Source organism: Desulfothermus naphthae (assembly GCF_054657475.1).
Map to the genome: position 1 here is coordinate 1,828,431 of NZ_BAAHYQ010000001.1, position 13,733 is coordinate 1,842,163.

Here is a 13,733-nt window from a genome sequence, read left to right on the forward strand (position 1 = left end):
AAAAATGTTTTATCTATTATGCATAATTGCGACTTATCTAGGTTTTGGAAATCCCTTTTTACAAATTGGTTTTTTGGTAATTTTATATCCCATTTTATTTGTTCATATTAGCAATGAATCCAATAAATTAAAAGATTCAATAAAGACATCCTGGTTTACAGGTGCCATTGTCTATTCATTATGCCTCTATTGGGTGGCATATCCGGTTTATACTTTTTCTAATGTTCCTATATTGATTGCTTTAGCCTGCCCAATTTTACTTGGATTGTATCTTGGAATCTACTCAGGGATATTCGGAGGAATCTTGTTTTTTATAAAAACAAGTAATTGGTTTATTAAGGGAATAATTGCAGGTCTTAGTTGGTCTTCTCTGGAATATATAAGGGCATATTTTTTAACTGGGTTTCCATGGCTGAATATAACTCAGGCACTCTCACATTATACCAAATTTATTCAACCTATAAAAATAATGGGAGAGACTTTATTTGCGGGAATTATTATTGTTGTAGCTGTATGGCTATATGAATTAAAAAATAGAAAAATAATTCCTCCTATTGTTGCAATATTAACTATTTTATTAATATATTTATGGGGATTTTTCTTGTATAATAAGAATATAGTTCCCACCAAAAAAATAAAATGTATAATAGTTCAGGCAAATATTAATCAATATGAAAAATGGGATAAAAAATATCAAGAAGGTACTTTAAAAAAATATATAAAATTAACAAACAAAGCTCTGGGAACTAGTAATGATAAAAATACACTGGTAATTTGGCCAGAAACAGCAATGCCATTTTATATTCAAGAAAGAAACTATTTGAGTTATAAATTGTTAAATTATACTAGACAGAAAAAAATAATTTTAATAACTGGAGCACCTGCTTATAAAATAGACAGGGTTAAAGTAAGATGGTATAATAGAGCTTATTTAATATACAATGGAAAAATTGTAGATTATTACGACAAGGTGCACCTGGTCCCTTTTGGGGAATACATCCCATTTGGTAATGTTTTTGGATTTCTGGGTAAGATAGTAGAAGGTCCAGGGGATTTTAGCAGGGGAAAAGATTTAAAACCTCTTAAATTTAAAGACCTTGCCATTGGGACTTTAATTTGCTATGAAATAATTTTTCCAGATTTGGTTTCCAAGTTGGATATAAACAATGCCCATATAATTGTAAATATAAGTAACGATGCCTGGTTTGGAAATTCATCAGGCCCTTATCAGCATTTGAATCAGGCAGTTCTCAAGGCCATTGAGACTGGTAAGTTCATAATTAGGGCTACTAACAGCGGTATTTCTGCTATAATTTCACCGAGAGGTGAGATCGTAAAAAAACTCCCATTAAATAAAGAAGGATTTTTAAAAGGCAAAGTGTCTTTGTTTCAAGGTCATACTTTTTATGTTAAATATCATAGTCTATTTAAAGTTTTAACTATTTTATTATGTGTAATTTCATTAACCATAAAATTAAAAAAATGTGGGTCAAAAGATGGAAGAAAAACTAATACAACTTCCTGAACTAAAAAGGCAAAAAGATTTAATTTTAGAAAAATACTCCACTTTAAGGGGGCGTCTTTGACGTAGAACCTTTAAGGTTAGAATTAAAAGAAATAGATAAAAAATTATCAAGGCCAGAATTATGGTCAAATCCTGAAGAAACCAAGTCCCTTATGCAAAAAAAATCCAGGCTAGAGTCGGAATTGAATGCAATAGATGAACTCGAGCAGGCAAAATCTAATATGGAAGAGTGGTTTGAACTTGCAGAAGATGATCAAAGTAAAGAGATCTTACAGGTTGCAGAAGAGCAATTAAATCACTTTAAGAAAGTATTGGATGATTTTGAATTAAAAACACTTTTGTCAAATGAACAAGATAAAAATAACGCAATTTTAGAAATACACCCTGGGGCTGGAGGTACAGAGGCCCAGGATTGGGCCCAGATGCTGCTTAGGATGTATAAAAGGTGGGCTGAAGATAAGGGATTTAAGGTTCAAGAATTAGACATACTCCCTGGTGATGAGGCGGGAATTAAGAGCGCCACAATATCTATTGAAGGGCCTTATGCCTATGGGCTTTTAAAAGGGGAAAAGGGGATACACAGGTTGATCAGAATATCTCCTTTTGATGCATCAGGCAGGAGACATACCTCCTTTGCATCTGTAGATGTCTATCCAGAAGCAAATAAAGAGATAAAAATTGAAATAAAGGAAGAGGATTTGAGGATAGATGTGTTCAGAGCTGGGGGACCTGGTGGACAATCGGTAAATAAGACCAGTTCTGCTGTAAGAATAACCCACATTCCAACAGGAATAGTGGTTCAGTGTCAAAACGAAAAATCACAATTCAGAAATAAAGAAATAGCACTTAAAATACTTAAAGCAAGACTTTATGAGCGGGAATTAAAAAAAATAGAACAAGAGAGACAAAAGGAATATTCTCAAAAAAGTGCTATTGCCTGGGGTTCACAAATCAGGACATACACATTACAGCCCTATCGACTTGTAAAAGATCACAGGACCAATGTGGAAGAGGGTAATGTAGAGAGTGTCCTGGATGGAGATTTAGATAAATTTATAAGGAGTTATTTGCTGTATATCCATGGACAAAAAAGAAGGTAGTGTAAATAAAATAGAAGAAGAATTAAAGTTCATCCAGAAGACACTGGATGAAATTATATCGAAAAATGGCCTAAGCTCAAAACATGGGGTGGTAATTTTTCGTCCTGCCTGTGGAAGCTCTATAGAAGAAATAAAGGGAATATTGGAGAAAAACCTGTTGTACGAGTGGAATGTCTTATCTTTAAATGGGGATATTACGCCTACCCTGATCTCACTTTTTGAAAATTTGGAAAAACTTAAAGCTTTTGCTCAAAAAGACCCCCTCACTGGTTTGCTGAATAGAAAACAGTTAAATGAGATTATTACCATAGAAACAGAAAGATGTTATAGAACAAGACAGCCCCTGTGTATTTTATTTATAGACTTAGACGATTTTAAAAAAATTAATGATACTATGGGACATGATGTTGGAGATAAAGTGCTTATTGAAGTTGCTAATACCTTAAAAAAACAGTGTAGAAAAAGCGATTCTATTGGAAGATATGGAGGAGAAGAGTTTGTGATAGTGCTTCCCTCTACTTCGCTGGTTCAAGGAGAAATAACTGGTGAGAGAATAAGAAATTCAATTAAAAATATAGAATTTGTAAGCAAAGAACATGGTGTTTTTAGAGTAACATGCTCCATTGGACTTTGCTGTTATAAGGGTAGAAAAAAAATAGAACCCGAACTTTTGTTAAAACAAGCTGACAAGGCCTTATATGAGGCAAAAAATAAAGGAAAAGATAAATTAGTGTCAGCAGGAATTGTGGACATTGACCTTACGTCTGTAGAAAATATGGTTCGGGTTAATTCAGAGGAAAAAAATTTTTTATTTGGAAAAACTAAATAATAACAAATATTAAGAGATATGAAAGATTCAAAAAAAAGTTTGAGCATATCAATATTAAGCGGAAAAGGGGGGGTAGGGAAAACCAATATTGCATTAAATCTAGCGTACGCCTTAAATAATATGAAAGCTCCTACCCTTTTAATTGACTGTGATCTTGGCCTGGCCAACCTTGATATCCTTCTTGGAATAACTCCTGAAAAGAATTTAGAATATTTGCTTGGCCAGGATACCAAGGTAGAAGATGTATTAATTACACTTGAAGAAGGACTGGAGTTTTTACCAGCTGCCTCAGGGGTTCCAGAACTTGTGGAATGGGATAATGATATTCAAACCATTATTTTTAAAAAATTAAACACTTCTTTAAGTAAATATCACTTCTTAATCTTAGATTTAGGGGCCGGTATAAATTCCACAGTAATAAACTTAGCAGCTATTAGTAGATTTAAAATCATAATAATTACCCCTGAACCAACATCTTTAACAGATGGGTATGCATTAATTAAGGTTTTAAAAAACAAACACAATATCAAAGACTTTTTTATTATAGTAAACATGGTTAAAAATCAAAAAGAAGGAACAACAACTTTTCAAAGATTAAAAATGGCTTGTAAAAATTTTCTTGGCATCAAAATAAACCTTCTTGGAGTAATAAATGAAGATCCTGCGGTTCCAATGGCTGTTGTAAATCAAGTTCCTTTATTTAAGTTTAAAAGAGATTCAAGCGCGTCTAAGAACATAGAGGAGATTGCCATGAAGGTAAAAAAGTATCGTGAATTATTAGTCCCCGAACTTACCCTCCCTTTCAATTTAGATATATTAAAGAAAAATTAATTAATACTAAATATAGTACTTGACCAACTCAATATAATTTTGCATAAAATACATTAACGTATTGAATTCATAATTAAACACAAAAACAAAGGGGGAGAAAATGAATAAAAGTGAATTAATAAAGGCACTTGCAAGAAAGAAGGACCTATCAATAGAAGATGCAACAATTATCGTAAATACTTTTTTTGATTCAATAAAAGAGGCTTTAAAGCAAGGACGGAGAGTTGAAATTAGAGGGTTTTGTAGTTTTAAAATTAAAGAGTATGATGGGTATGTTGGCAGAAACCCCAGTACAGGTGAACAGGTGGAAGTTAAGCCAAAAAGGCTCCCCTTTTTCAGGGTGGGTAGAGAATTAAGGGAGTTCCTAAACTCCTGAGCAAATATAATTAAAGTTAAATAACGAGAAAAAAATTTATTAATAGAGGAGAGATGATGGAGTTTAATGGGCAAATTACCTTCTACAAAATGCATGGAAGTGGAAATGATTTTATTTTAATATATATGGATGGGTGCCCTGAATTGATGGATTTGAACATGGAAAAGTGGGCAACACAGTTATGCATGAGAAAATTTTGTGTAGGTGCAGATGGATTGATCTTTTTAACTAAAAAAAGAATGTCTTACCCCGAGGCATCATTTAGGTGGCATTTTTACAATTCTGATGGTTCAAGAGCTGAGATGTGTGGAAATGGATCTAGATGTGCAGCCAGGCTTGCATTTAAACTGGGAATAGCACCCAAAAAACATGTTTTTGAGACAGATGCAGGATTAATAGAGGCTGAGGTCTTTGAAGATAAAAAAAGCGTCAAGGTTCAACTAACCAATCCAAAAGATTTTCAGAAAGATATAGATTTAGAAATAGCTGACCAGTTTTATAAAGTACATTTTGTAAATACAGGCGTTCCTCATGTGGTGTTATTTTTTGAACATTTAAGTGAGATAAATGTTCCGGTTTTGGGGTCAAAAATAAGATTTCATGAAAAATTTCAGCCCCAGGGAACTAACGTCAATTTTGTTTCAATATCAAATGATGGTGTTTTACACATAAGAACTTATGAAAGAGGGGTTGAGGCCGAGACTTATGCGTGTGGTACTGGTGCAGCTGCTTCTGCTTTTATTGCCTACAAATTGGGACTTTTACAAAAAAAAGAAATTCCAGTAATTACCGCAGGTGGTGAGAAATTGTTAATTACTATAGGAAGTAAAGACACCCTCTATCTAACAGGAGGAGCCACCCTTGTTTATGAAGGCAAATTAAATCTTGCAGAAATAGGGTTGTAAAATTTTAAAGCCAGGCCAAAAGAGGTATAAGCCTGGCTTTCGCAAAAGGAGGAAGGTATTTATTTTTTCTTTTAGCAATTTTGGTGCCATGTAATTTTTTATATATTTAAGGATTTTTTAATTTAAATTGGTTAAAAATTTTTAACCGGTTTTTAAGCGACTTTTTTTGAAAATATTTAAAAAACAAGAAATTTTTGGATAAGAATTCATATATTGTTTAGATGATAAATGTTCAAATAATTGAACTCCTCATTTTTTTGTGTGGCTGACTTATCCTTTCAACAAAAGGAAGGAAATTAACAAAAACTGGCTTATCCTTCTACCCGCAAGAAAGATTAAAATGATAACCAGTTTAGATGGGTTGAGAAGGTTTAAAGAGATGATCTTACAACCTACATTGGTTTAAACAAACCAATACTTCTGATGCCTTTTTAATGTCTTTAATTTTAATTCTCTCTTCCTTGGTGTGACAAAGATAAAGCTCACCAGGTCCCCAAACTACTACATCAAATTTTTCTTTTAAATTTAATGCATCTGTCCATGATTTTATAGTTGTATATCTCACTGGTAATTTAGCATCAATCAATGCCTGTTCAAGATAGTGGGTTACTTTCCCACTTATACATCCTTCATATACATGATCTATTTCATATTCACCAAAATTCTTTAAAAATTTAAATTTGTCTACATAATTAGAAAATTTTTCCTCTGGTTTTAAAAAAAACTCAAACTTTATTACGCAATGATCAGGAATTACATATTCTTCTGAACCTCCACTAATTTTTAACGGATTAATATTTAAATTTAGTCCTTTAAGTTTATTGTACAATTCCCACGCCTTATCTATAGCATTAACTCCTTTTTCAGGCAGGGATCCGTGAGCTTGTTTTCCCTGTACTCTCACAGTAAGTTCAAAATTCCCCCAATGTTTAGATGCTATTTTTAAATCACTTGGTTCCATTATAATAGCATATTTACCTTGGTCCCAACAATTAATAAATTCTTTAGATCCAAGCCCGTCCTCTTCTTCATCACATAAAAAAACAAGGGTATAATCTAGATTGTTCTCAGCAGCCAGAAGCATAGCTGCCACACTGCCCTTGGCATCACACACCCCTGTACCATAGGCATACTCTCCATCATCACTATATTTTTCTCTTATGGGAACTGTATCTAAGTGGGTGGCTACAATTATATCTGAGTTAGACTTAGTGGCAATATAATTTTTTCCCACAACCACATCATATCCTAAATTTTTTAAATAGTCTCTAACAAAAATAATAATTTTATCTTCTTTTTTGCTAGGAGATTCTATCTCCACTAGTTCTCGCAACAAATTAATGATCTTCTCATTTTCAGCCATTTTCCTTTTTCTCCAATTTTTTTAAAGCCCAATTTTTTGTAAAAATTGATAGCGTCATAATTAGTCCTGCCAACCCATAGTTCGACTGCTTTTCTTCCTTGTTTAATGCCGTAGTTTAAGACTTTTTCTAATAATTTATCTCCTACTCCTTTTCTTTTAAATTCCTTTAATACAAAAATTTCGTGAATCTCTAAAATTTTTTCTCCTTTTAAATTTATCCAATTTGCATCTGCGGCAACAAATCCAACAATTTTATCTCCTTCTTCAGCTACAAAAAATCCTTCTTTATCTCTATTATAAAGCCATTTAAAGTATTTTCTAATCTCTTTTTTAGTATGATATTTGTAATCATCAAAATCTTCATAAGCTTTCATATATGTTTCAACAAAATTTTCTATATCCTCAAATTTTACCTGTCTTATTAACATATTCTTATTATTCATTTAAAACTACTGTACAATCTACAGCTATAGGGATACCGTGGTCATTAAAACAAATGGGATTTATGTCTATTTCCTGGATATTACTATTTTTTACTCCAAGATTAGATACTTTTACAATAATATCACTAAGGGCATTTTTATCCACTTCTACCAGGGACCTTACATTTTCAAGAATCTTTTTACATTTAATATCCTGGAGCATCATCTTTGCTTCTTTGAAACTTACTGGAGCCAATCTAAAAGTCACATCTCTTAAGATTTCTGTAAAAATTCCTCCCAGGCCAAACATAACACATGGTCCCATAATCTGGTCTCTAATAAAACCAATTACCACCTCTCGCTGGTTATTCACCATTTCCTGAACTAGAATTTCTGCTTCAGGAAACTTATCTTTTATGAAATTAAAAGCATTTTCTGCTTCCTCTTCTGATTTTACATTTAAAAACACAACATTATGTTCTGACTTATGGACAAGACCAGTCAAACATGGCTTTAACACAACTGGATAACCGATTTCTTTTATTGCTTTTTTGACCTCGGTAAAATCTTTTGCCAGGATTTCCTTACAAACTAAAATACCTTGTTCTCTTAATATGTTTTTGCTCTCATATTCTGATAATATTTTTTGTTTTTTCATTTAATTGTCCTTAAATTTTATAGTTGTACTTATATAATATTAGTCCTAATATTCCTGTAATCCCACAGTGCTTTCATGCATACAACAGGTCTTTTCATACCTAATAACACAGGAATATTATTATCTTGTAAATATTTTATTGGGGGGTCTTCTGGACCTGTTAAAGAAGCAAAAATAATTGGTTTGTTTATACTTTTTTTCAATTTTATGAGTTTATTACAAATTTCTATGCAATATTGTTCAGTAGATTCTATTAATTGTTCTGGTATCTCCTTTATTTTATTTTTGACACTATTCATTTTATCCCTTATGTGAATAGGTCCAAATAAACCATAAATAATAATGCCTCCTATATCTTCTCTTTCAAATATAATTTTGGGCAATTTATACATAAACAATTCATAATCAAAGCTCATTGTCACATCAATTGGATTTTTCACTGCTGAGATAGAGGGTGTAATTTTTGATATAATTTTTTGAGTCTCTTCGGATAATTGAGGAACATTTAGTCCTAGACGTTCACAATGGTCAGCTAAACATGCTCCTGGCCCTCCTGAGTTTGTTATAATACATATTTTGTTGTCTTCAAGATATGGCTGAGTTGAGAGAACAAGTCCCATATCAAAGAGTCCAATTACAGAGTCTGCCCTGATAATGCCCGCCTGTTTAAAGAGTCCATCATATAATTCATCTCTACCTGACAGAGCTGCTGTATGGGATATTGATGCCCTTGCTCCTGCCTTTGTTCCCCCAGGATAAAGAGCTATAACCGGTTTTTTGGGTGTAATAGTTTTTGCCACTTTCAAAAAATCTCTAACCCTTTTAATCCCTTCTATATAGAGGGCAATTGCATGGGTTTGAGGGTCTTGACCAAGATATTCTAAAGAATCAACAACGTCTATATTAGCTTGATTACCAATGCTTATTGCCTTACTGATTCCAAGACCTATTTTTGAAAAATAGTGAAGGGTTTGAGTTACAAAACTCCCACTCTGGGATATTATTCCTAGGTGTCCAGGTTTGTTTTTAATTGCAAAAAAGGTTGTATTTAGGCCCTTTTCAGGATTTACTCCTCCAATGCAATTAGGTCCCAAATATCTGATCTGATATTGGCTGGCTATCCTGTCTATTTCTTTTTGAAGTTCGTGTCCCTTATCTCCCATTTCTGAATAACCTGCAGTAATTATAATTGCGTGTCTTATACCCTTTTTGCCTGCTTCAATAAGTAATTTTGGTACAGAAGTATTGGGCACCATAACAACAAGCAAATCCACTTTTTCTGGGAGGTCTTTTATAGATTTATATGCTTTAAGCCCTAATATTTTACTTTCCCTGGGATGGATTGGATATATTTTCCCTTTAAAGGTTGCTATTAAGGAAAGTAGGTGTAGGGTCCCGGTTTTTGAATAATCAGAAGATGCACCAACAAAAGCGATTGAATGAGGATTTAAAATTTTATCTAAAGGATGGTTTATTTTTTTATTGTTTTTCATAGAAAATCCTTTTATTTCAAATGTTCAATAAAAGAGAAAACAAGCCAAATTGAGCTACCTTGAAAATATTAATAAATCATTTGGGCAATAAAATCAATATAGCCAATCATATTCTCGGGAATCCATAGAAATAGAATTTTTTTGGTAAATTTAAGAAAAGATTACCAGATAAAGAAAAAAGGTTTATCTAATCCAATCCAAAATAAAGCTGCCCCTTTTGTAAATCTATAAAGCCAAATACATTGACGAAATTATTGACACAATTGGTTAAATTGAATAATATCCTTTTTAGAAAATGGTGTATTATTATCAATTGGAAAAATATTTTTCAGTTCAATATGAGAAATCATATTTAGATAGTTGAACACTTATTAATTGACATTTTACTGAATTTTTTGGGGGTGATTAACATGGAGAATAATAAAAAAGAGTTATTTGATCCCTCAAATCTCTCATGCGAAGAGTTAAAAAAAATTGCATTCGCTTTTAATCAAATGGAGGTAATGACCGGTATTGTAGATACAGAGGGTAACATTGTATTTGCCAATCAATCAGCTCTCCATAATGTAGGTGCCAGTTTTAAACAAGTGAAAGGTATGCCTTTTCGATGCTCCCCATGGAGAAGTCATAGTGAAGAGGCTAAAAAGATAACTGATGAAATGATAGCTAAGGCCTTGAAGGGTGAGAGAATTTCTGTGGAAGATACAATAGTGGATCGGAATGGAAAAAAGATTCCCGTGATTTTTTCTATTTCGCCACTTTTTGACACTGAAGGAAAAATAGTAGGTCTCATCCCTGAAGGAAAAATTATATCTGAATTAAAATGCCTTCAAAAGAAACTTGAAAAGGAAAGATGGCAGACACGTCAATGGCTCGATTCACTGGATACAAATGTTGTAATGTGCGATACAGAGGGAAAAATCAAAAACTGTAACCGCGCATTTTTAAGAACACTTCAGAAGGATCCAGAAGATGTTGTGGGGCAAAAAATCTATGAACTTCCCTGGTTCCGTTTATCAAAAAAGGATCAAAAGCGGATAAAATCTTGTATTTCTCAAGCCTGTAAGGGAGTTAAGAGTACCTTAGAGGCAAATGTTTCTATCCATAATGGAGATAAGCAACGTTTTATCATTAATTTAAGCCCAATATTTAGTCCTGAAGGGGAAATAAAATTTTTGTCAATAGAGGCAAAAGATATTTCTGAACAAGTAAAGTTGCGTGAGCTTATGCTCCAGACCGAAAAAGACTATTCTACTAGATTACGGAAAGAGGTAGAAGATGCAACCAGGGCACTTAGAGAGACTGAGCAGTTTAATAAAAATTTAGTTGATTCAGCGCCTCTTGGAATTATGCATTTAACTGATGATGGAAAAGTGGTTTTTGTGAATCCAGAGTTAGAAAAAAAATTAACAGAAGCAGGTATAGATAAAAGTCAAATTAAGGGAAAAAGGTTAAGTGAGCTCAATCTTTTTCCTGCCAATGCATCCTGGGAAAAGATTAGAATGCTTTATTACAAGGGCCACGAGTTCAGACATGAAAGATTAATTTTACGAAGACAAGGCAAAGAACCTTTACTTTTTGAGATTAGCACAGCTCCACTAAAAGGCCCTGGCGGGAAAGGGAGAGGTAATATAGTGATAATGAATGATGTTACCGAAAAGACACGTCTTGAGCAGGAACTATTCAAGACAAGAATGCAGTCAGAAAAACTGGCCTCCTTAGGACAACTAATAGCAGGAGTGGCTCACGAGATAAATAATCCATTGACAAGTATAATTGGTTGTGCAGAATTTCTTATAGAGAATTGTAATCTTAAGGGAACAGCATTGGAGGCTGCAGGAGTAATTGCTGCTGAAGCTAAAAGATCTGGTGAGATTGTCAAAAACCTTTTGGCTTTTGCTCGTCAGTCTTCACCGAAAAAAAAGCCTTCAGATATCAATGAACTGATTAGGTCAGTGGTAGGAATACGAATGTACGGCTTAAAAGACATTGGGGTCAAAATTAAACTCAAATTAAGTGATAACTTGCCCCCAGTGGAAGTGGATAGCAACCAGATTCAACAGGTAATTTTAAATTTAATGAATAATGCAATTGACGCTATATGTGAATCAGGGATCGGAGACACTGTTTTGGTACGTTCCTTTCAAGATGGGAAGGAGGTAAAAATTTCAGTTGAAGATAATGGACCAGGAATACCTCACGAGATTCATGAGAAAATCTTTGATCCCTTTTTTACTACCAAAGAACTGGGAAAGGGAACAGGACTGGGATTATCAATTTCCTATGGAATAATAAAACAGCATAGAGGAGATATAATCTATAATCCAGTGTTGCCTCACGGAACACAATTTGTTGTTTCTCTTCCCTATTCTCAATCCCCAATAGAAGAGACTATGCCTCAAGAACAAATGCCTGATTTAAGACCTTACACAATACTTGTGGTAGACGATGAAAAAAGTATTTGTATTAGCGTGTCAAATTATCTCAAAGAGCTAGTCAGACGGGTAGATATGGCATTCACTGCAACTGAGGCATTAGAAAAACTCCGCAGACACCAATATGATATTCTTTTAGTAGATTTGAAAATGCCTGAAATGGATGGTTTAGAATTTTATAAGATATTAGTTCAGGATTATAGTCAATTGGTTAAAGGATTTGTTCTTATGACAGGATTTCAAAGTGAAGCTGTAAAAAAATTCAAAAGAGAGACAGGTAGTCCTGTTTTGAGTAAGCCCTTTGAAAGAAAGGAGCTTATTGACGCTTTAGCCAGGGTTATTAAGTCCAATGAAAACAATAGAAATATTTTTAAAGGGTTCGTGCAATGAGAGTTTTAGTAATAGACGACGAAGAAACTATTTTAAAAACTTTTAAGTTTAGGTTATCGGCCTGGGGCCATGAGGTTTTGGTGGCCAATGAGGGTAACAAGGGGCTTGATATTCTCCGAAGTATCCATTGCGATGTAGTAATAATAGATCTCAAGATGCCTGGTATTTCAGGTGAAGAGCTTGTTCCTGTGGTACATGAGGAGTTCCCAGACACTGAGATTGTTGTAATTACAGGTTATGCCACTATTGATTCTGCAGTTAATATGATGAAAAGTGGAGCATCTGAATTCTTTACTAAACCATTAGATTTTGAACAAATACGAATTGTGCTTGAAAAAATCAAAAAAAGATTAGAGTTGAGAGAGGAAAATATTCGGCTCCGTGATAAAGTAAAAGAGTTGCGTTCCCATGTTTCTGGTCAGTATAGGTTTCACAACCTCATTGGCAAAAGTAAGGTTATGCAGGAGATATTTAATCTAATAGCTGCAGTTGCGCCCTTAGATTCTACTGTGACTATTTACGGCGAAACTGGCACAGGCAAAGAAGAAGTGGCAAAGGCTATCCACTATAATAGCCCCCGTGCCTCAGGTCCTCTGGTTATTGTTGATTGTGGTATCCTTTCTGAAACACTCCTGGAATCAGAGCTTTTTGGTCACGAGAAAGGGGCCTTTACTGGCGCTATTAAATCTAAACGGGGAAAATTTGAATTGGCACATGGAGGTACTATCTTTTTGGATGAAATTGCCAATGCATCACCTAAGGTTCAAAAAAAGTTACTCCGTGTGATTCAGGAAAAGACCTTTGAAAGGCTAGGAGGCGAAAAAACTATTAAAGTGGATGTGCGAATAATAGCTGCCTGTAATAGAGATCTATCTCAATTAGTCAAGGAAGGGGTTTTTCGAGAAGATCTGTTTTATCGTCTAAATGTGGTGCCAATCTATTTACCCCCCTTGAGAAAAAGAAAAGAAGATATTCCGCTTTTGGCGAGGTTCTTTCTGGATATGTTTACCAGACAGATAGGGAAAGAGCCAATGGATCTCACTCCTGAAGCGATTGAGCAACTTATGCATTATTCATGGCCTGGCAATATAAGAGAATTGATGAATGTAATGGAGCGCATAGCAGTCATGAATTCGGATAAGGTAGTTAAAAGTATTCCTATCTCCATGACAAAACCGATTGTGGGAGAGTTGGAACAAAGAGAATCAAAATCTGTCAGCTTAGAGCCACCTCTAAAGGACCAGATTGCCTCTCTAGAGTTTAATTACCTTAAATTAGCACTCAAGACCTATCGAGGACGAATAAAAGACGTTTCAAAACAATCAGGACTGAGTACTAGAACGATTTACCGTAAGATGAAACAATATGGCTTAGACAAACGCGATTTCAGATGAAATACATCTTAA

General features: G+C 34.0%; 12 protein-coding genes. 8 read left to right on the forward strand and 4 right to left on the reverse strand.

The window, feature by feature from the left end; all coding sequences use genetic code 11:
- The first annotated feature begins 4 nt into the window (after window positions 1-4).
- From lnt to dapF, 6 genes are all read left to right on the forward strand, one after another.
- Window positions 5-1,525, forward strand: coding sequence for an apolipoprotein N-acyltransferase (gene lnt / locus ACYQ1E_RS08850; RefSeq protein WP_459878058.1), 1,521 nt, complete (start codon window positions 5-7; stop codon window positions 1,523-1,525).
- Window positions 1,497-2,625 (forward strand): peptide chain release factor 2 gene (prfB, locus tag ACYQ1E_RS08855; protein WP_459878061.1). Its coding sequence is split into 2 segments (ribosomal slippage): window positions 1,497-1,583 and window positions 1,585-2,625, totalling 1,128 coding nucleotides; the frame shifts between segments, so codons are not numbered across the junction. The genes lnt and prfB overlap by 29 nt, the downstream gene beginning before the upstream one ends.
- A complete protein-coding gene (locus tag ACYQ1E_RS08860) occupies window positions 2,606-3,454 on the forward strand; it encodes a GGDEF domain-containing protein (protein ID WP_459878064.1) in 849 nt (282 codons plus the stop codon). The genes prfB and ACYQ1E_RS08860 overlap by 20 nt, the downstream gene beginning before the upstream one ends.
- Window positions 3,455-3,472: 18 nt before the next feature.
- On the forward strand, window positions 3,473-4,285 hold the full coding sequence (locus ACYQ1E_RS08865) for a MinD/ParA family protein (protein ID WP_459878067.1): 813 nt from the start codon (window positions 3,473-3,475) through the stop codon (window positions 4,283-4,285).
- 100 nt (window positions 4,286-4,385) lie between these two features.
- The gene (locus ACYQ1E_RS08870) at window positions 4,386-4,661 is read left to right on the forward strand and encodes an HU family DNA-binding protein (protein WP_459878070.1); all 276 of its coding nucleotides are present in this window, start codon (window positions 4,386-4,388) and stop codon (window positions 4,659-4,661) included.
- 53 nt (window positions 4,662-4,714) lie between these two features.
- Window positions 4,715-5,566 carry a diaminopimelate epimerase gene (gene dapF, locus ACYQ1E_RS08875; RefSeq protein WP_459878073.1) on the forward strand — a complete coding sequence of 284 codons (852 nt, stop codon included), beginning with the start codon at window positions 4,715-4,717 and terminating at the stop codon, window positions 5,564-5,566.
- A gap of 385 nt (window positions 5,567-5,951) precedes the next feature.
- Here the strand turns inward: dapF and ACYQ1E_RS08880 are convergent, their stop codons facing one another.
- The 4 genes from ACYQ1E_RS08880 to ACYQ1E_RS08895 are packed head-to-tail and all read right to left on the reverse strand — an operon-like array spanning window position 5,952 to window position 9,502.
- The gene (locus ACYQ1E_RS08880; RefSeq protein WP_459878076.1) at window positions 5,952-6,929 is read right to left on the reverse strand and encodes a M20/M25/M40 family metallo-hydrolase; all 978 of its coding nucleotides are present in this window, start codon (window positions 6,927-6,929) and stop codon (window positions 5,952-5,954) included.
- Window positions 6,887-7,372: a GNAT family N-acetyltransferase gene (locus ACYQ1E_RS08885; RefSeq protein ID WP_459878079.1), complete on the reverse strand. Its 486-nt coding sequence runs from the start codon at window positions 7,370-7,372 to the stop codon at window positions 6,887-6,889. The genes ACYQ1E_RS08880 and ACYQ1E_RS08885 overlap by 43 nt, the downstream gene beginning before the upstream one ends.
- The gene (locus tag ACYQ1E_RS08890; RefSeq protein ID WP_459878082.1) at window positions 7,365-8,009 is read right to left on the reverse strand and encodes an acetate--CoA ligase family protein; all 645 of its coding nucleotides are present in this window, start codon (window positions 8,007-8,009) and stop codon (window positions 7,365-7,367) included. Before ACYQ1E_RS08890 ends, ACYQ1E_RS08885 begins: the two co-directional genes overlap by 8 nt.
- Before the next feature lie 29 nt (window positions 8,010-8,038).
- Window positions 8,039-9,502, reverse strand: coding sequence for an acetate--CoA ligase family protein (locus tag ACYQ1E_RS08895; protein ID WP_459878085.1), 1,464 nt, complete (start codon window positions 9,500-9,502; stop codon window positions 8,039-8,041).
- Between the two features lie 410 nt (window positions 9,503-9,912).
- Between ACYQ1E_RS08895 and ACYQ1E_RS08900 the strand changes: the two genes are divergently transcribed.
- Together ACYQ1E_RS08900 and ACYQ1E_RS08905 are read left to right on the forward strand one after the other, a co-directional pair.
- Entirely contained in the window at window positions 9,913-12,327 is a 2,415-nt protein-coding gene (locus ACYQ1E_RS08900; RefSeq protein ID WP_459878088.1) for a PAS domain-containing hybrid sensor histidine kinase/response regulator, read from the forward strand.
- A complete protein-coding gene (locus ACYQ1E_RS08905) occupies window positions 12,324-13,721 on the forward strand; it encodes a sigma-54-dependent transcriptional regulator (protein ID WP_459878091.1) in 1,398 nt (465 codons plus the stop codon). The genes ACYQ1E_RS08900 and ACYQ1E_RS08905 overlap by 4 nt, the downstream gene beginning before the upstream one ends.
- Window positions 13,722-13,733 lie beyond the last annotated feature (12 nt).